Source organism: Nocardioides montaniterrae (genome assembly GCF_054782655.1).
Genome location: NZ_BAAGSB010000012.1, coordinates 43,026 through 58,363 on the forward strand (window position 1 = coordinate 43,026; position 15,338 = coordinate 58,363).

General features: G+C 71.6%; 18 protein-coding genes. 15 read left to right on the forward strand and 3 right to left on the reverse strand.

What is annotated here, in order from left to right; all coding sequences use genetic code 11:
- Positions 1-1,437: 1,437 nt before the first annotated feature.
- The gene (locus ACYVJ3_RS14660) at positions 1,438-2,103 is read right to left on the reverse strand and encodes an LON peptidase substrate-binding domain-containing protein (protein WP_460853792.1); all 666 of its coding nucleotides are present in this window, start codon (positions 2,101-2,103) and stop codon (positions 1,438-1,440) included.
- 83 nt (positions 2,104-2,186) lie between these two features.
- Here ACYVJ3_RS14660 and hisD point away from each other — a divergent pair, with 83 nt between their 5' ends.
- The 8 genes from hisD (at position 2,187) to ACYVJ3_RS14700 (ending at position 8,620) form a co-directional block, all read left to right on the forward strand.
- Positions 2,187-3,488, forward strand: coding sequence for a histidinol dehydrogenase (gene hisD / locus ACYVJ3_RS14665; protein WP_460853793.1), 1,302 nt, complete (start codon positions 2,187-2,189; stop codon positions 3,486-3,488).
- Positions 3,488-4,585 (forward strand): histidinol-phosphate transaminase, encoded by a 1,098-nt coding sequence (locus tag ACYVJ3_RS14670; protein ID WP_460853794.1) that lies wholly within the window; start codon positions 3,488-3,490, stop codon positions 4,583-4,585. The genes hisD and ACYVJ3_RS14670 overlap by 1 nt, the downstream gene beginning before the upstream one ends.
- Positions 4,582-5,193 carry an imidazoleglycerol-phosphate dehydratase HisB gene (gene hisB / locus ACYVJ3_RS14675; protein ID WP_460853795.1) on the forward strand — a complete coding sequence of 204 codons (612 nt, stop codon included), beginning with the start codon at positions 4,582-4,584 and terminating at the stop codon, positions 5,191-5,193. The genes ACYVJ3_RS14670 and hisB overlap by 4 nt, the downstream gene beginning before the upstream one ends.
- A 16-nt stretch (positions 5,194-5,209) precedes the next feature.
- Positions 5,210-5,857 (forward strand): imidazole glycerol phosphate synthase subunit HisH, encoded by a 648-nt coding sequence (hisH, locus tag ACYVJ3_RS14680; protein ID WP_460853796.1) that lies wholly within the window; start codon positions 5,210-5,212, stop codon positions 5,855-5,857.
- Positions 5,850-6,602, forward strand: coding sequence for a bifunctional 1-(5-phosphoribosyl)-5-((5-phosphoribosylamino)methylideneamino)imidazole-4-carboxamide isomerase/phosphoribosylanthranilate isomerase PriA (gene priA / locus ACYVJ3_RS14685; RefSeq protein ID WP_460853797.1), 753 nt, complete (start codon positions 5,850-5,852; stop codon positions 6,600-6,602). The genes hisH and priA overlap by 8 nt, the downstream gene beginning before the upstream one ends.
- Complete coding sequence (gene hisF, locus ACYVJ3_RS14690) at positions 6,599-7,369, forward strand: imidazole glycerol phosphate synthase subunit HisF (protein WP_460853798.1); 771 nt, start codon at positions 6,599-6,601, stop codon at positions 7,367-7,369. Before priA ends, hisF begins: the two co-directional genes overlap by 4 nt.
- A gap of 123 nt (positions 7,370-7,492) precedes the next feature.
- Complete coding sequence (locus ACYVJ3_RS14695) at positions 7,493-8,239, forward strand: SDR family oxidoreductase (RefSeq protein ID WP_460853799.1); 747 nt, start codon at positions 7,493-7,495, stop codon at positions 8,237-8,239.
- Between the two features lie 30 nt (positions 8,240-8,269).
- Positions 8,270-8,620 carry a hypothetical protein gene (locus ACYVJ3_RS14700; RefSeq protein ID WP_460853800.1) on the forward strand — a complete coding sequence of 117 codons (351 nt, stop codon included), beginning with the start codon at positions 8,270-8,272 and terminating at the stop codon, positions 8,618-8,620.
- A gap of 8 nt (positions 8,621-8,628) precedes the next feature.
- On the opposite strand, the gene ACYVJ3_RS14705 is transcribed toward ACYVJ3_RS14700, so the two are convergent.
- Entirely contained in the window at positions 8,629-8,961 is a 333-nt protein-coding gene (locus ACYVJ3_RS14705) for a hypothetical protein (protein WP_460853801.1), read from the reverse strand.
- A 132-nt stretch (positions 8,962-9,093) separates the two neighbouring features.
- Between ACYVJ3_RS14705 and ACYVJ3_RS14710 the strand changes: the two genes are divergently transcribed.
- Positions 9,094-9,363: a hypothetical protein gene (locus ACYVJ3_RS14710; protein WP_460853802.1), complete on the forward strand. Its 270-nt coding sequence runs from the start codon at positions 9,094-9,096 to the stop codon at positions 9,361-9,363.
- Between the two features lie 195 nt (positions 9,364-9,558).
- Here the strand turns inward: ACYVJ3_RS14710 and ACYVJ3_RS14715 are convergent, their stop codons facing one another.
- Positions 9,559-9,981 (reverse strand): hypothetical protein, encoded by a 423-nt coding sequence (locus ACYVJ3_RS14715; protein ID WP_460853803.1) that lies wholly within the window; start codon positions 9,979-9,981, stop codon positions 9,559-9,561.
- 63 nt (positions 9,982-10,044) lie between these two features.
- Here ACYVJ3_RS14715 and ACYVJ3_RS14720 point away from each other — a divergent pair, with 63 nt between their 5' ends.
- From ACYVJ3_RS14720 to ACYVJ3_RS14745, 6 genes are all read left to right on the forward strand, one after another.
- Positions 10,045-11,841, forward strand: a complete 1,797-nt coding sequence (locus ACYVJ3_RS14720; RefSeq protein WP_460853804.1) for an ABC transporter ATP-binding protein — start codon at positions 10,045-10,047, stop codon at positions 11,839-11,841.
- A complete protein-coding gene (locus ACYVJ3_RS14725; RefSeq protein WP_460853805.1) occupies positions 11,838-13,631 on the forward strand; it encodes an ABC transporter ATP-binding protein in 1,794 nt (597 codons plus the stop codon). The genes ACYVJ3_RS14720 and ACYVJ3_RS14725 overlap by 4 nt, the downstream gene beginning before the upstream one ends.
- Before the next feature lie 71 nt (positions 13,632-13,702).
- Entirely contained in the window at positions 13,703-14,044 is a 342-nt protein-coding gene (gene hisI, locus ACYVJ3_RS14730; RefSeq protein ID WP_460853806.1) for a phosphoribosyl-AMP cyclohydrolase, read from the forward strand.
- On the forward strand, positions 14,037-14,636 hold the full coding sequence (locus ACYVJ3_RS14735; RefSeq protein WP_460853807.1) for a Trp biosynthesis-associated membrane protein: 600 nt from the start codon (positions 14,037-14,039) through the stop codon (positions 14,634-14,636). The genes hisI and ACYVJ3_RS14735 overlap by 8 nt, the downstream gene beginning before the upstream one ends.
- Positions 14,637-14,679: 43 nt before the next feature.
- Positions 14,680-14,880 carry an HGxxPAAW family protein gene (locus tag ACYVJ3_RS14740; protein ID WP_460853809.1) on the forward strand — a complete coding sequence of 67 codons (201 nt, stop codon included), beginning with the start codon at positions 14,680-14,682 and terminating at the stop codon, positions 14,878-14,880.
- Between the two features lie 10 nt (positions 14,881-14,890).
- Positions 14,891-15,301: a DUF2752 domain-containing protein gene (locus ACYVJ3_RS14745; protein WP_460853810.1), complete on the forward strand. Its 411-nt coding sequence runs from the start codon at positions 14,891-14,893 to the stop codon at positions 15,299-15,301.
- The last annotated feature ends 37 nt before the right edge of the window (positions 15,302-15,338 follow it).

A 15,338-nucleotide genomic window follows, 5' to 3' on the forward strand; every position in this document is an offset into this window, starting at 1 on the left:
CGGTGCCCGGTGGTACTTCCACACCGGTGAGCAGCCGGCCGTGGCACTGCCCTCCTCGACGCTGGGCTACCTCGCGGTCGACCTGAGCCCGAGCGGCAAGCAGAAGCTGGCGGCCCGCTCACTGATCAAGAAGTTCCCGATCAGCGAGCAGAAGGACCTCGGGTCGGTCGGTGACGTGCGTGAGCTGATCGCGAACCTGATCCTCCAGGACGGCCCGTGCGCGGGGAAGGTCGACTTCGACCACGACCTGGCGCCGTGGCTCGGCAGCCGAGCCGCGATCGCGGCGGTCAGCATCAACAAGGCACCGCAGCCGATCGTCGTGCTCCAGTCGACCGACGACGGCAAGGCCGACCGCGGCATGGCCGCGCTCAAGAAGTGCGGTGGTCCCGACTTCGGGGCCTGGGACGTCCACGACGGTTGGATCGTGTTCGCCGAGAAGCAGTCGTACGCCGACGCGGTGGTCGCGCAGACGAAGTCGGGCAGCCTCGCCGACAGCTCGGCGTACCAGGACGCCGTCGCGGCCGCGGGGGGCACCGGCATCGTGACCGGCTATGCCTCGCTCAAGGAGCTGTTCCCGTTGCTGGGGCAGATGATCAGCGAGGAGGACGTGCCGGCCGCCTTCGTCAAGAAGATGCTCTCCGACATGCCGTACGTCGGCCTCTCGCTCCACGCCGACGGCGGCTCCGCCCGCCTCGATGCAGCGATCCGGTCCACGAGGCGGCACGACACCAGTTCGTCCGCCGTCAACGACCTGCTCGGTGGGCTGCCGTCGGGCTCGACGGCCGCCGTTGCGGTCGACATGCGTGCCGCGGCCGGTGACCTCGACAAGATGCGCAGCCAGTTCATGCGGGGCTTCCGAGTGGGCATGTCGCTCCAGGGTGCGCGCCGGGTGGCGATGGTGACGCGGTTCTACCGGCAGATGTTCGGCGCGCCCCTGCAGAAGGTGTTCCTCGACCTCCTCCAGTCACAGGTCGTAGCCGCGATCGGCCCGACCAAGGACGAGCTGCCCCGGACTCCCGACGAGCTGCCCCTAGCAGCAAGGCTGATCCCGTCGCCCTCCTCCGCGAAGCGGGTGCTCGGCTACTACCAGCGGCTGACCCGCGGTGTGCACGTGCCGGAGGGGCTGGTCTCCGCCTCCCAGGACGGGTTGACCTTCGGGCCTCACGCCCGACGCCCGTCGGATGCTGACGGGCAGCGGCGGCCTGACCGACTCCGACCGGTTCAAGGACGTCGTCGACCTCGACGGGCACCACGTCGCCGAGGCGCTGTACGTCGACCTGCACTCCGGGCTCGTGAAGGCCGCGTTGCGCGACGGCATGCGCGGCGAGGACGAGCGCGTCGCCGACAACCTCCGCCACCTCCTGGCCGTCGGTCTCGCCGTCTGGTCCGAGGACGGCTGGGGTCACCTCCAGCTGCGCGTCTCCGCCGACTGAGCGCTCAGTTCGGCGACCACGCCGTCCGTGCGACCTCGGTCGCGGGCAGCGACGGGATGACGTTCATGGCCCGCAGCTCGGACCTGAGCAGGTCGGTGACCAGGATCAGTCGCTCCTCGGGGTCGTCGGCCTCGAGCAGCGACTGACGCTCGGCCATCGGCAGGGGAGCGCAGGCGGCGAGTGTCCAGGAGAGGTACGTCGGGTCCTGCGGCAGGTCGCCGTCGTAGGGATCGGCGGCGATGTCGGCCATCACCAGGCGGTACGCCGAGAACGTCGCGCGGGCCTTGTCGACCACGTGCTGGGTCACCGGTCGGTCGAGCTCGGGCAGCACGTCGACCGAGCCGCGCGGGTAGGCGTCGCTCGGGTCGAGGCGGTCGAGCCGGATGCGGTCACGACCGACCGCGACGACGTCGTACGTCCCGTCGCGCCGTCTCTCGACCTCCGTGAGCTGCAGGCGTACGCCGACGCGGAACAGCGACTGCGCCCCGTGGTCGCCGACCTCGTACCCCTCGCGGATGCCGACCGAGCCGAACACGCGCTCGGCCGGGTCGTCGATCTCGAGGAGGTGCTCGACGAGCGCGCGGTAGCGGTCCTCGAAGACGCGTAGTGGCAGCGTGACGCCCGGGAACAGCACCGTGTTCAGCGGGAACATCGGGATCTCGGTGGTCACGCCTCCAACGTAGTCCGCGACGATCCGTCCGCCAGAGGTAATGCGCGCGAGTCGCCGCGACGGGCGACCGTAGAATCGGGGCCATGGCCCTCATCCGTCGCATCGACCTGCGCGACGCGCCCGCCGGCGCGGACCACCGCGCGGCCGTGCCCCGCGCCGACTTCGACATCGAGGCAGCGGTGCCGGCGGTCCACGCGATCTGCGAGGGCGTCCGTGAGCGCGGCGTCGAGGCGCTGATCGAGTACGGCGAGAAGTTCGACGGCGTCCGGGTCGACGACATCCGGGTCGCGCCCGCGACCCTGCAGCAGGCGCTCGAGCAGCTCGATCCCGACATCCGCGCGGGCCTGGAGGAGTCGATCCGCCGCCTCCGGCTGACCTGTGCCGCCGAGCTCGAGCACGACGTCGTCACCGACCTCGCGCCGGGCGCGCGGGTGACCCACCGCAAGGTGCCGGTCGGCCGCGTCGGCCTCTACGTGCCCGGCGGTCTCGCCCCGCTCGTCTCCAGCGTCCTGATGAACGTCGTGCCCGCCCAGACGGCCGGCGTCGAGTCGATCGCCCTGGCCAGCCCGCCCCAGAAGGAGTTCGGCGGCTCGGTCCACCCGACGATCCTGGCGGCGTGCGCGCTGCTCGGCGTCGAGGAGGTGTACGCCGTCGGCGGTGCCCAGGCGATCGCGATGTTCGCCTACGGCGTCGGTGAGTGCGCGAAGGTCGACATGGTGACCGGACCCGGCAACATCTACGTCGTCACCGCCAAGCGCCTGCTCAAGGGTCAGGTCGGCATCGACTCCGAGGCCGGCCCGACGGAGATCGCGATCCTGGCCGACGAGACCGCCGACCCGGCGTACGTCGCTGCCGACCTGATCTCCCAGGCCGAGCACGACCCGCTGGCCGCCTCGGTCCTGGTCACCACGAGCGAGGCCCTCGCGGACGCCGTCGACGCCGAGCTCGACGAGCAGGTCGCGGCCACCAAGCACACCGAGCGGATCACCACCTCGCTGAGCGGCAAGCAGTCCGGCATCGTCTTCGTGCGCGACATCGAGCAGGGCCTCGAGGTCGTCAACGCGTACGCCGCCGAGCACCTCGAGATCCACACGGCCAACGCCGCCGAGGACGCCGCGAAGGTCCGCAACGCCGGCGCGATCTTCGTCGGCCCCTACGCCCCGGTCAGCCTCGGCGACTACTGCGCCGGCTCCAACCACGTCCTGCCGACGGCCGGCTGCGCCTGCCACAGCAGCGGCCTGTCGGTGCGCGCGTTCACCAAGTCCGTGCACGTCATCGACTACAGCCGCGAGGGTCTCGAGGCCGTCGCCGGTCACGTCGTGACGCTGGCCGAGGCCGAGGACCTGCCCGGCCACGGCGCCGCGATCACCGTCAGGACCCGCTGATGACCTTCCCCCCGATCCGGCCCGAGCTGGCCGGCATCGAGCCGTACGGCGCCCCGCAGATCGATGTTCCGTTCCTGCTGAACGTCAACGAGAATCCCTACGGCCCGTCCGAGGCGTGCCTCGAGGACATCGCGACCGCGGTCGCCGCAGCGGCGAAGGACCTCAACCGCTACCCCGACCGCGAGTTCGCCGAGCTGCGCACCGGGCTGGCGGCGTACCTCCACCGCGACGTCCCCGCCGTCAGCCTGACGTCTGACCAGATCTGGGCCGCGAACGGCTCCAACGAGGTCATGCAGCAGATCCTGCAGGCGTTCGGCGGACCGGGACGCACGGCCATCAGCTTCGCTCCGACGTACTCCATGTATCCCGAGTACGCCCGCAACACCCACACCGAGTGGGTCGCGGGCGCCCGTGAGACCGACTTCTCGCTCGACCTCGACAAGGCGCGCGCCCTGGTCGAGGAGGTGCGGCCGTCGGTCGTGCTGCTGCCGAGCCCGAACAACCCCACCGGCACCGCGCTGCCGCCCGAGGCCATCACCGCGCTCTGCGAGGCGGTGGGGGAGCAGGGCGTCGTGGTCGTCGACGAGGCGTACGGCGAGTTCCGCCGCACCGGCACGCCCAGCGCGATCGAGATGCTGCCGACCCAGCGCAACCTGATCGTCAGCCGCACCATGAGCAAGGCCTTCGCGGCCGCCGGCCTGCGGCTGGGCTACCTCGCCGCCGACCAGGCGATCTGCGACGCGATCCGGATCGTCCGCCTGCCCTACCACCTCTCCGCCGTCACCCAGGCGACCGCGCTGGCCGCGCTCCGGCACGCCGACGAGCTGCTCGCCAACGTCGACGCCTTGCGTGTCGAGCGCGACGACCTCGTCGCCTGGCTGCGCGGCCAGGGCTACGAGGTGGCCGACTCGGACGCCAATTTCTGCTTGTTCGGGCGATTCGCCGACCGGCATGCTGTCTGGCAGGGTCTGCTGGACCGCGGCGTGCTGATCCGGGAGACCGGACCCGACGGCTGGCTGCGGGTCTCGGTCGGCACCCCCGAAGAGATGGCAGCCTTCAAGACTGCCCTCACCGAAGTGAACGGAGAACGCGCATGACCGCCAGGACTGCTCGCATCGAGCGCCAGACCAGCGAGTCCAAGGTCGTCGTCGAGGTCAACCTCGACGGCAGCGGCAAGCACGACATCTCCACGGGCGTCGGCTTCTACGACCACATGCTCACCGCCTTCGCGCGGCACGCGCTGCTCGACCTCACCGTCCAGACCGACGGCGACACGCACATCGACGCCCACCACACCGTCGAGGACACCGCGATCGTGCTCGGCCAGGCCCTGCGCGAGGCGCTCGGCGACAAGGCCGGCGTACGCCGCTTCGGCGACGCGACCGTCCCGCTCGACGAGGCGCTCGTCCAGGCCGTCGTCGACGTGTCGGGCCGCCCCTACTGCGTGCACACCGGCGAGCCCGAGGGACAGCAGTACGTCCAGCTCGGCGGCTCCGGGGTGTCCTACCTCGGCTCCCTGACCAAGCACGTCTTCGAGACCATCGCGTTCCACGCCCACATCGCGCTGCACGTCCGCGTGCTGGCCGGCCGCGAGCCGCACCACATCGTGGAGACGCAGTTCAAGGCCTTCGCGCGCGCGTTCCGCGACGCGGTCGCGATCGACCCGAGGGAGACGGGCATCCCGTCGACCAAGGGCGCCCTGTAAGCGCCGGAGGTCGATCTTGTCGAAGCCATCCGTCGTTGTCCTGGACTACGGTTCCGGCAACGTCCGCTCCGCCGTCCGCGCCGTCGAGCGCGCCGGCGCGAGCGTCGAGCTGACCGCCGACCTGGATGCGGCCATGAACGCCGACGGCCTCCTGGTGCCGGGTGTCGGTGCCTACGAGGCCTGCATGAAGGGTCTGCGCGAGATCCGCGGCGAGCGGATCATCGCCCGTCGCCTCTCCGGCGGCCGTCCCGTGATGGGCATCTGCGTGGGCATGCAGATCCTGTTCGGGCGCGGCATCGAGCACGGCGTCGAGACCGAGGGCTGTGGCGAGTGGCCCGGCACGGTCGAGCGGCTCCAGGCCCCGATCGTCCCGCACATGGGCTGGAACACCGTCGAGGTCCCGGACGGCACCTGGCTGTTTGACGGCGTCGAGGGCGAGCGCTTCTACTTCGTGCACTCCTACGGCGTGCGCGAGTGGGAGCTGGTCACCAACGACCGCACCCCCGATGCCTACCAGCCCCGCGTCGTGTGGGCTGAGCACGGCGGCGACCGCTTCGTCGCGGCCGTGCAGAACGGACCCCTGTGCGCCACGCAGTTCCACCCGGAGAAGTCCGGGGACGCGGGCGCCGTACTCCTCAAGAACTGGGTGGATTCTCTTGTCTGACTACCTCGAGCTGCTGCCGGCCGTCGACATCAAGGGCGGCCGTGCCGTCCAGCTCGTCCAGGGCGTGGACGGGTCCGAGAAGGTCTTCGGCGACCCGATCGAGGCGGCGCTGCGCTGGCAGGAGGCCGGCGCCGAGTGGCTGCACCTCGTCGACCTGGACGCCGCGTTCGGCGTCGGCACCAACCGCGAGCTGCAGGCCGAGATCGTCGGCAAGCTGGACATGAAGGTCGAGATGAGCGGCGGCATCCGCGACGACGAGTCGCTCGAGGCCGCGATGGCGACCGGCTGCCGCCGCGTCAACATCGGCACCGCCGCGCTGGAGCAGCCGGAGTGGTGCGCGAAGGCGATCGCGACGTGGGGCGACCGGGTCGCCATCGGGCTCGACGTACGCGGCACGACGCTGGCCGCCCGCGGCTGGACCCGCGACGGCGGCGACCTGTACGAGACGCTGGCCCGCCTCGACTCCGAGGGCTGCGCCCGGTACGTCGTCACCGACGTCAACAAGGACGGCATGCTGCAGGGCCCGAACCTGCAGCTGCTCCGCGACGTCGCGGCCGCCACCGACAAGCCGCTCATCGCCTCCGGTGGCGTGACCACGCTCGACGACATCCGCGCGCTGATGACGCTCGTCGAGATCGGCGTCGAGGGCGCCATCGCCGGCACCGCGCTCTACACCGGGCAGTTCACCCTCGAGGACGCCCTCGAGGTGACGCTGCCGGCCGGTCACCCCCACCGACGCGCATGAGCCTCGCCGTACGCGTCATCCCGTGCCTCGACGTCGATGCCGGCCGCGTGGTCAAGGGCATCAACTTCAAGGAGCTGCGCGACGCGGGTGACCCGGTGGAGCTCGCGCGTACCTATGACGCGGAGGGCGCCGACGAGCTGACCTTCCTCGACATCTCGGCCTCCTCCGACGGCCGCTCGACGACCCTCGAGGTCGTCAGCAAGGTCGCCGAGGAGGTCTTCATCCCGCTCACGGTCGGTGGCGGCATCCGCGCCGTCTCCGACGTCGACACCATGCTGCGGGCCGGCGCCGACAAGGTCGGCGTGAACACCGCCGCGATCGCCAGGCCGGAGCTGATCAGCGAGATCGCCGAGCGCTTCGGCAACCAGGTGCTGGTGCTCTCGCTCGACGCGCGCCGCGTCTCCGGTGACGTCCGCACCGACTCCGGCTACGAGGTCACCACCCACGGCGGTCGGAGGTCGACGGGCATCGACGCGATCGAGTGGGCGGTCCGCGCGGCCGAGCTCGGCGCGGGGGAGATCCTGCTCAACTCGATGGACGCCGACGGCACCCGCGACGGCTTCGACCTGGAGATGATCCGCCAGGTCCGCGCCGCGGTGAAGATCCCCGTCATCGCGTCCGGTGGTGCCGGTGCCGTCGAGCACTTCGCCCCGGCGGTCGATGCCGGCGCCGACGCCGTGCTGGCCGCCTCGGTCTTCCACTTCGGCACCCTGCGCATCGGTGAGGTCAAGGCCGGGCTCTCCGCCGCGGGCCATCCCGTCCGCTGACGTCGTAGCCGGACGTACCCGTTGCGCGCCACGATCCTGAACCGGCGCCTCGTGGGTCACACGATTCACACTGCTCCCAACGGGTCCGTCCGGCTACGAAGCTCGCGGCGATAGGTTCCTCCCATGCGCGTAGCAGTGGCCGGTGGCACCGGCGTCGTAGGCAGGCTCGTCGTCGAGGAGCTGCGCCGTCAGCGGTTCGAGGCGGTCGTGCTCAGCCGCAGCACCGGCCAGGACCTGACGACTGGCGCCGGTCTCGATGACGCACTCGACGGCGTGCACGCGGTCATCGACTGCTCCAACGTGGTCGCGACCGCCGCGAAGAAGTCCGTCGCGTTCTTCGAGGCCGCGACCCGCAACCTGCTGGAGGCCGAGGAGCGCGCGGACGTGGGCCACCACGTGGTGCTCTCGATCGTCGGCGCCGACCGGGTCTCCTTCGGGTACTACGCCGGCAAGGTGCGTCAGGAGCAGCTCGCGATGGCGGGGCCGATCCCCACCACGGTGCTCCGCGCGACGCAGTTCCACGAGTTCCCGGGCCAGCTCCTCGAGCGGATGAAGGGCCCGGTCGCCGTCATCCCGAAGATGCAGAGCCAGACCGTCGCCGCCGCCGAGGTCGCCGCGCACCTGGTCGACCTCGCCCTGGGCCGCCCGCTCGGCATGACCGACGAGATGGCCGGCCCCGAGGTCCACCAGATGCCCGACCTCGCGCGCCAGGTCGTGGCCGCGCGGGGCGAGTCCCGCCGCGTCGTACCGCTGCGACTCCCCGGAAGGGCCGGCGGCCAGATGGCGCGCGGCGACCTGCTGCCGACCGGTCACGTCGTCACCGGGCGCCAGACCTTCGCCGAGTGGCTGACGGGGCAACAGGGCGTTTGAGGCAGCCCCGCCGCGGGGCAGGGTGGCGACGTGGCTGACTACCAGGTGTACGGCGAGCCCACGACCCCCGAGGAGGGCGGCGACTGGCAGGTCGTCGTGGAGTACTCCAACGGCGGACAGGCCAAGCCGCCGACCATCGTCCACGTCGAGCGTCGAATCCACGTCTCGCGCGACGACGCGCTGGAGGCGGCCCGGGCGATCGCGTTCCGCTTCAACCCGCCCGATCCGTGGGCGCTGCAGGCACGCGAGGTCTATCGCGACGGTGCCGACGCCTTCCTGGTCCTGCTCGAGGGCGCGACGGCGACGTTCCCGATGAGCGTGCGCGTGGTCCAGCCGCTGCCGTCGAGGACCGCAATGCCCGACGATGGCGCCATCGTCTGACCGACTGCTCAGGCGGCGCTGCCCAGCAGATGCTTCTTGACCAGCACCATGTCGCCCTCGAGATGCTCCAACCGGAGGTTGGTCATCTCGAACCCGTGATCGACTCGCGACTCGAGCCGTTCGAAGCGCATGTCCATCGCATCGAAGCGAGCGTCCACGGCGTCGAAGCGAGCGTCCACGGCGTCGAACCTGCGGTCGATCGTCTCGAATCTGCCATCGAGCTTCGCGTCGATCTGTGCGTCGAGCGACTCGAGCAGTGACACCTTGAACCACCTGAACATCGCGCCGAGCGCGGCGATGATGCTGAGTGCGCCAACGGCGACACTGATCGCGGTGTTCACGTTCTCCATCGTGCATCCTCCCGAGCGGCGTTGTCACGTGCCAGGAACGCTAGGCGCCGGTCCCCGCGCGGGCCAGCCTCGTTCGCGTGCCTGGCCATCGCGTATCGCGACCAGCAGGGGACCTGGCGCCGGATGTGCCCCGACTTCGTCTTCTTCGGTGAGGTCGACGGCGCCATCGTGCCGTCGATCGTCGACCCGCATGGCACCCACCTCGACGACGCCCTCCCGAAGCTCCGCGGTCTTGCTGCGTACGCCGAGGAGCACGGCGCGATCTTCCATCGCATCGAGGCTGTCGCGGACGGTCGGGTCCTCGACCTCACCGAGCCGCACGTGCGTGCCGCCGTGCGGTCGGCCGGCGACGTCCGCAGTCTCTACGCATCGTCGGTCGCCTACGACTATTGAGCCGACCAGGCGCCAGGAGCCAAGCCGCACAAGTTCGCGACCGACGGCGAGCTCGGCACGCGCGAGCGGCGTACGTTGGAGCGGTGCGCCGCTTCGTCTACGCGACCGCTACGGCTCGATCCCGTCATCGGGTGGGTTCGGTGTCACCTGGTGACACCCAGCCCACCCGGTCAGCGTTCGATCGGTCAGGGAGCGTCAGCCCAGGATGCAGGCGACGAGCACCAGGACGGTGACCACCCCGGCGCCGGTGGCGTGCAGCGCGCCGACGCGGCGACGGGGGTCGAGCAGGCCCTTGGCGCCGGAGACCCAGCCGGTGAGCCAGCGGCCGCCGACAGCCGCGTCGAGGCGCCAGCGGCCGGCCAGCACCAGGTCGCCGAGACCGTTGCCGACCAGCAGCACCCCGAAGGAGGCCCAGCCCCAGCCGCCCGCGTCGGTGACGAGCCGTGCGATCCACAGCGCCGTGGCGATGTCCGCGACGAGGACATGCGATGCGACCAGCGGCCACGGGAACGACGCGCCCGTGCGCAGCGCGCGACGCCATCTCAGGAGCGCGAGAACGCCGAGCAGGGACTGGACGACCAGGAGCACGAGCACCGCCACGACCATGTCTCGCAGCATGGCACCGGGCTCGTACGCCGTACAGAGGGAATAGCCCGCTCCGACGGACGGTTGCGGGCAGAAGTGAGCACAGGCAGGCCGAGAGGTACGACGAGCGAAGGCCTCGCGGTCCTGTGGGTGGCGATCCGGCGTGAGCCGTGGATGTTCGCCGTCTCGACGTTCGGTGCCGCCCTCTTCGGCGCCCTGGCGGCGGCCGACGCCTGGGTGCTGGGCTGGTCGACCGACCACGTCCTGATCCCGTGGTTCAGCGACGGGCACGTCGGGCCCGGGCTGCGCTGGGCCGTGGTCGCGCTCTTCGGCGGGGTCGCCGTGCTGCGCGCGGTCGGCGTGATCGCGCGACGGATCGGCGCCGGCGTCATGCAGTACCGGATGCAGGCGCACTCGCGGCGAGACGTCACGCGCCGCTACCTCGAGCTGCCGATGGAGTGGCACCAGCGCCACCCGACCGGCGAGCTGCTGTCCAACGCCAACTCCGACGTCGAGGCGGCGTGGTCGCCGATCGCGCCGCTGCCGATGGCGGTCGGCACGCTGGTGATGATGGTGATCGCCGTGGTCCAGATGTTCCTCGCGGACGCCGTGCTCGCCGTGGTCGGTGTCCTTGTCTTCCCGGCCGTCGCCGCCGCCAACATCGTCTTCCGCCGCTTCACCAGCCCACTGATGATGCAGGCCCAACAGCTGCGCGGCCGCCTCTCGGAGGTCGCCCACGAGTCGTTCGACGGCGCCATGGTGGTCAAGACGCTCGGCCGTGAGGCCGAGGAGACGCGGCGCTTCCGACGTGTCGCCGACGAGCTGGCCGAGGTCAACATCCGGGCCGGCCGGCTCCAGGCCGCCTTCGATCCCGCGCTCGCCGCACTGCCCGACATCGGCGTGCTCGCGGTGCTGCTGCTGGGCGTCATGCGTGCCACGCACGGCCAGGTCCAGCCGGGCGACGTCGTCGAGGTCGCTTACCTGCTGACGGTCGTCTCGATGCCCATCCGCTCGATCGGCTGGCTGCTCGGCCAGTTCCCGCGCAGCGTCGTCGGCTGGGGGCGGGTCTCGCGCGTCCTGGAGGCCTCCGGCCGCCTGCCGTACGGCGACCGGCGCCTGACCGACAGCGACCGCGGAGTGGCGCTGGCGGTCGATGGGGTCGCCTTCTCCTACCTGCCCGACCAGCCGGTCCTCGACGGTGTCAGCTTCGACGTCGCGCCGGGCCGCACGACCGCGCTGGTGGGTGCGACGGCCTCCGGCAAGTCGACGCTGACCACGCTGCTGGCCCGCCTGGTCGACCCCGGCCAGGGCCGCATCACCGTCGACGGCGTGGACCTGCGCGAGCTGGCGGCGGGCGAGCTCGCCGGGTCGGTCGCCGTCGTCCCGCAGACCGCGTTCCTCTTCGACGACACCGTGCGCGGCAACGTCACCCTTGGCGGTGCGTTCACCGACGATGAGGTCTGGACGGCGCTGGAGACGGCCCAGGCCGCGCAGTTCGTGCGAGCGCTCCCCGATGGTCTCGACACCCGGCTGGGGGAGCGCGGCACCAGCCTGAGCGGGGGCCAGCGACAACGCCTCTCCCTGGCTCGCGCGCTCGTACGCCGACCGCGGCTGCTGGTCCTCGACGACGCGACGAGTGCCGTGGACCCGGAGGTGGAGCAGCGGATCCTGGCCGCGATCAGGTCGCGCCACGGCTCGATCGCCGACGCGACGACGATGGTGGTGGTCGCCTACCGCAAGGCGACCATCGGGCTGGCCGACGAGGTCGTCCACCTGGCCGACGGCCGGATCGCCGCTCGCGGCACGCACGCCGAGCTGCTCGAGCGCAGCCCGGACTACTTCCGTCTGGTCAACGCCTACGAGGCCGGCGAGCCCGAGGCGGTGCGCGCATGAGCGCCGGGACCATCGAGAGCGGCGCCGAGCTGGGCGCGCTCGACACCATCCGCCGCGGCTTCCGGCACTCGCCCGAGCTGTCGGTGGGCCTGCGCCTGACGACGCTGTTCGCGGTGATCGCGAGCATCGGCCAGGTCGTCGTACCCATCGCCGTCCAGCAGACCCTCGACCGGGCGGTGGACGCCCCGCACCCGATGGCGATCGCCGCGGCCGCGGCTGCGATCTGCCTGGTTGCGCTCCTGCTCACCAGCTATGCCAACTACCTGATGACCGCGCGCCTGTACGTCGCCAGCGAGCGCGGTCTGGCGACGCTGCGGACCACCGCGTTCCGGCACGTGCACGACCTGCCGCTGCTCACCCAGAACACCGAGCGCCGCGGCGCCCTGGTCTCCCGGGTCACCAGCGACGTCGACCAGATCAGCCAGTTCCTGGTCAACGGTGGCCTCCTGCTGGTCATCTCGATCGGCCAGATCCTGGTGGCCACCGTGGTGATGGCGGTCTACAGCTGGGTGCTGGCGCTCGTGGTGTGGCTCGCGTTCCTGCCGCTGTTCCTCAGCCTCCAGTGGTTCCAGAAGCGCCTTTCGGTGGCGTACGCCGAGGTGCGGGCCCGGGTCGGCGCGATGCTCGGTGTCATCTCCGAGCCCGTCGTCGGGGCTGCCGTCGTCAAGGCCTACGCGATCGAGGAGCGCACCCAGGTGCGCATCGACGAGGCGGTCAACGCGGCGCGCGACGCCCAGACGCGGGCGCAGCGCTACAGCGTGGTCAGCTTCAGCCTCGGCGGGCTCTGCGGAGGGCTGGCCAACATCGGCGTGGTGCTCGGCGGCGTGTGGCTGTCCGACCACAGCGGCCTCACGCCGCGCCCGATGAGCGTCGGCACGATCCTCGCGTTCGCGTTCCTGGTCAGCCTCTTCGTCAACCCGGTCCAGCTGGGCACCCAGATCCTCACCGACGCCCAGAACGCCCTGGCCAGCTGGCGCCGCGTCATCGGGATCCTCGAGACGCCGGCCGACCTGGTCGACCCGGGCGAGTCCGGCACGAGCCTGCCGGACGGCCCGGTCGACGTACGTTTCGAGGGTGTGGCGTTCGCCTACCCCGGCGGTACGCCGGTCCTCCGCGACATCGACCTCGACATCCCGGCCGGTCGCCGGGTGGCCGTCGTCGGCGAGACCGGTTCGGGCAAGTCGACGCTGGCCAAGCTGCTGACCCGCCTCATGGACCCCACGACCGGCACCGTCCGGCTCGACGGCGTCGACCTGCGCGAGGTCCGCGAGGACAGCCTGCGCCGCAGCGTCGTCCTCGTCCCGCAGGAGGGCTTCCTGTTCGACGACACCCTCGCGGCGAACGCCCGCTACGGCCGGATCGACGCCACCGACGCCGCGATCACGGCGGCGGCCGACGAGCTCGGCCTCGGCGACTGGCTCGCCGGCCTGCCCGCGGGCCTGGCCACGGAGGTCGGCCAGCGCGGTGAGTCGCTGAGCGCGGGGGAGCGCCAGCTCGTCGCGCTGATCCGGGCCCAGCTCGCCGACCCCGACCTCCTCGTCCTCGACGAGGCGACCAGCGCGGTCGATCCCGAGCTGGAGATGCGGATCGGCCGGGCTCTGGAGCGCCTCATGCGGGGTCGCACCAGCGTCACCATCGCGCATCGCCTCTCCACGGCCGAGGCGGCCGACGAGGTCGTCGTGGTCGACGAGGGCCGCATCGTCCAGCGCGGTCCGCACGCCGAGCTGGCCCGGCAGGCCGGCAGCGTGTACGCCGGCCTGCACGCCTCTTGGACCGCGCAGCAGGGCTAGCGATCGGCACCTCGGCGAACCGCACGACCACCGCTCCAGCGCCTGCGTGACCCGGCTGGGATGATGGGGGAGTGACGTCCCTCGACCCGGCCATCGCCGACCGACTGAAGCGCACGACCGACGGCCTGCTGCCGGCGATCGTGCAGCAGCACGACACCGGTGAGGTGCTGATGCTGGCGTGGGTCGACGACGAGGCGCTGCACCGCACGCTCACCACCGGCCGCGCGACCTACTGGTCGCGCAGCCGCAACGAGTACTGGGTCAAGGGCGAGACGTCGGGCAACCCCCAGCACGTCAAGGAGGTGCGCCTCGACTGCGACGGCGACACGCTCCTGTTCAAGGTCGACCAGGAGGGCGTCGCGTGCCACACCGGCGCGCGCACCTGCTTCGACGAGGGGCTGCTCGGTGGCTGAGGCCCGGCGTACCTTCGGGCCCGTCGTCCTGGTCGGACTCGCCGGCGCGGGCATGGCCGCGATCGGCGGTCACAAGACGATGCTGACGATCCCGTCGGACTACCTCACCTCGCTCAAGGCCATCAATCCCGAGGCCGGCCTGCAGGGCCAGCACGGCGTCGACTTCCCGCTCGCCGGCGCGCTGGCACTCGTCACGCTCGCCGCCTGGGGCGCGGTCCTGGTCACCCGCGGCAGGTTCCGCCGCGTGGTCGCCGCGCTGACCGCGCTCGCCGCAGGGGGCGCCGTCGCGGCGCTGGTCGTCGGCGCGTTCGTCAAGGACGACAGCGCTACCCGGGACCTGACGTCGCGCCTCGGCGCGAGCGAGACCGTGCCGCTCGACCCCACCGGATGGATGTGGGTCGCCCTCGCCGGCGCCGCCCTCAGCCTCGTCGCGGCGGTCGCCGCGGTCCGGTTCGCCCGGTCCTGGCCCGAGATGGGCACCAAGTACGACGCCCCGGCCGGTGCCGTCGCGACGGTCGACGTACCCGTCGAGGAGCGCTCCAACCTCGAATTGTGGAAGTCGCTGGACGAGGGCGACGACCCGACTGCGTAGAATCCACCCGCAAGCCGAACGGCCCACGCAGCAAGGAGCACTCATGTCGGACAACCACGGCAACACCCCGGCGGCCTGGACCGCTGTCCTGATCGCCCTCGCGGGGTTCGTGGTCGGTGCCGTCGGCATCATGCTCCAGCCCGTCAGCATGCCGATCTTCTGGGTCGGCGTCGCGATCACCGTCGCGGCCGGCGCCATCTTCGTCGTGATGGCCAAGCTCGGCTTCCACGAGTCGGGTCACTGATCCTCAGGTGATGGCGACGGCGCGCTCGCGCCGGATGCTCCCGCCGGCCCTGGTGGTCGGCGGCCTCGCCGCGGCCTCGGTGGCGCTGCACCTGCGCGACCCCCACGACCACGGGTCGTGGGGCGTCTGTCCGACGTACGCCCTGTTCGGCGTCTACTGCCCGGGCTGCGGCGGCCTGCGTGCGGTCAACGACCTGACGAACCTGCAGATCGGCGCCGCCGCGTCGAGCAACCTGTTCCTCGTCGCCGGCCTGCCGCTGATCGCCTACGTCTTCGTGCGCTGGTCGTTCGGCCGGTGGGCCGGCCGCCCGTGGGAACCCGGGCTGCGATCGATCAACATCGGGGCCGCCGTCCTCGCCGTGCTGCTCGTCGCCTTCGTGGTCCTGCGCAACACCCCTGCCGGCAGCTGGCTCGCTCCCTGATCCGGGGCGAGGCCGTTGGGGTGGCTTTGAGAGGATG

Bases quoted from the DNA above. Each gene is read 5' to 3' on its own strand.
- hisD (WP_460853793.1), top strand. From the start codon at position 2,187: ATGGCCCTCATCCGTCGCATCGACCTGCGCGACGCGCCCGCCGGCGCG.
- ACYVJ3_RS14670 (WP_460853794.1), top strand. From the start codon at position 3,488: ATGACCTTCCCCCCGATCCGGCCCGAGCTGGCCGGCATCGAGCCGTAC.
- hisB (WP_460853795.1), top strand. From the start codon at position 4,582: ATGACCGCCAGGACTGCTCGCATCGAGCGCCAGACCAGCGAGTCCAAG.
- hisF (WP_460853798.1), top strand. From the start codon at position 6,599: ATGAGCCTCGCCGTACGCGTCATCCCGTGCCTCGACGTCGATGCCGGC.
- ACYVJ3_RS14695 (WP_460853799.1), top strand. From the start codon at position 7,493: ATGCGCGTAGCAGTGGCCGGTGGCACCGGCGTCGTAGGCAGGCTCGTC.
- ACYVJ3_RS14710 (WP_460853802.1), top strand. From the start codon at position 9,094: ATGTGCCCCGACTTCGTCTTCTTCGGTGAGGTCGACGGCGCCATCGTG.
- ACYVJ3_RS14715 (WP_460853803.1), bottom strand. From the start codon at position 9,981: ATGCTGCGAGACATGGTCGTGGCGGTGCTCGTGCTCCTGGTCGTCCAG.
- ACYVJ3_RS14725 (WP_460853805.1), top strand. From the start codon at position 11,838: ATGAGCGCCGGGACCATCGAGAGCGGCGCCGAGCTGGGCGCGCTCGAC.
- ACYVJ3_RS14740 (WP_460853809.1), top strand. From the start codon at position 14,680: ATGTCGGACAACCACGGCAACACCCCGGCGGCCTGGACCGCTGTCCTG.
- ACYVJ3_RS14745 (WP_460853810.1), top strand. From the start codon at position 14,891: ATGGCGACGGCGCGCTCGCGCCGGATGCTCCCGCCGGCCCTGGTGGTC.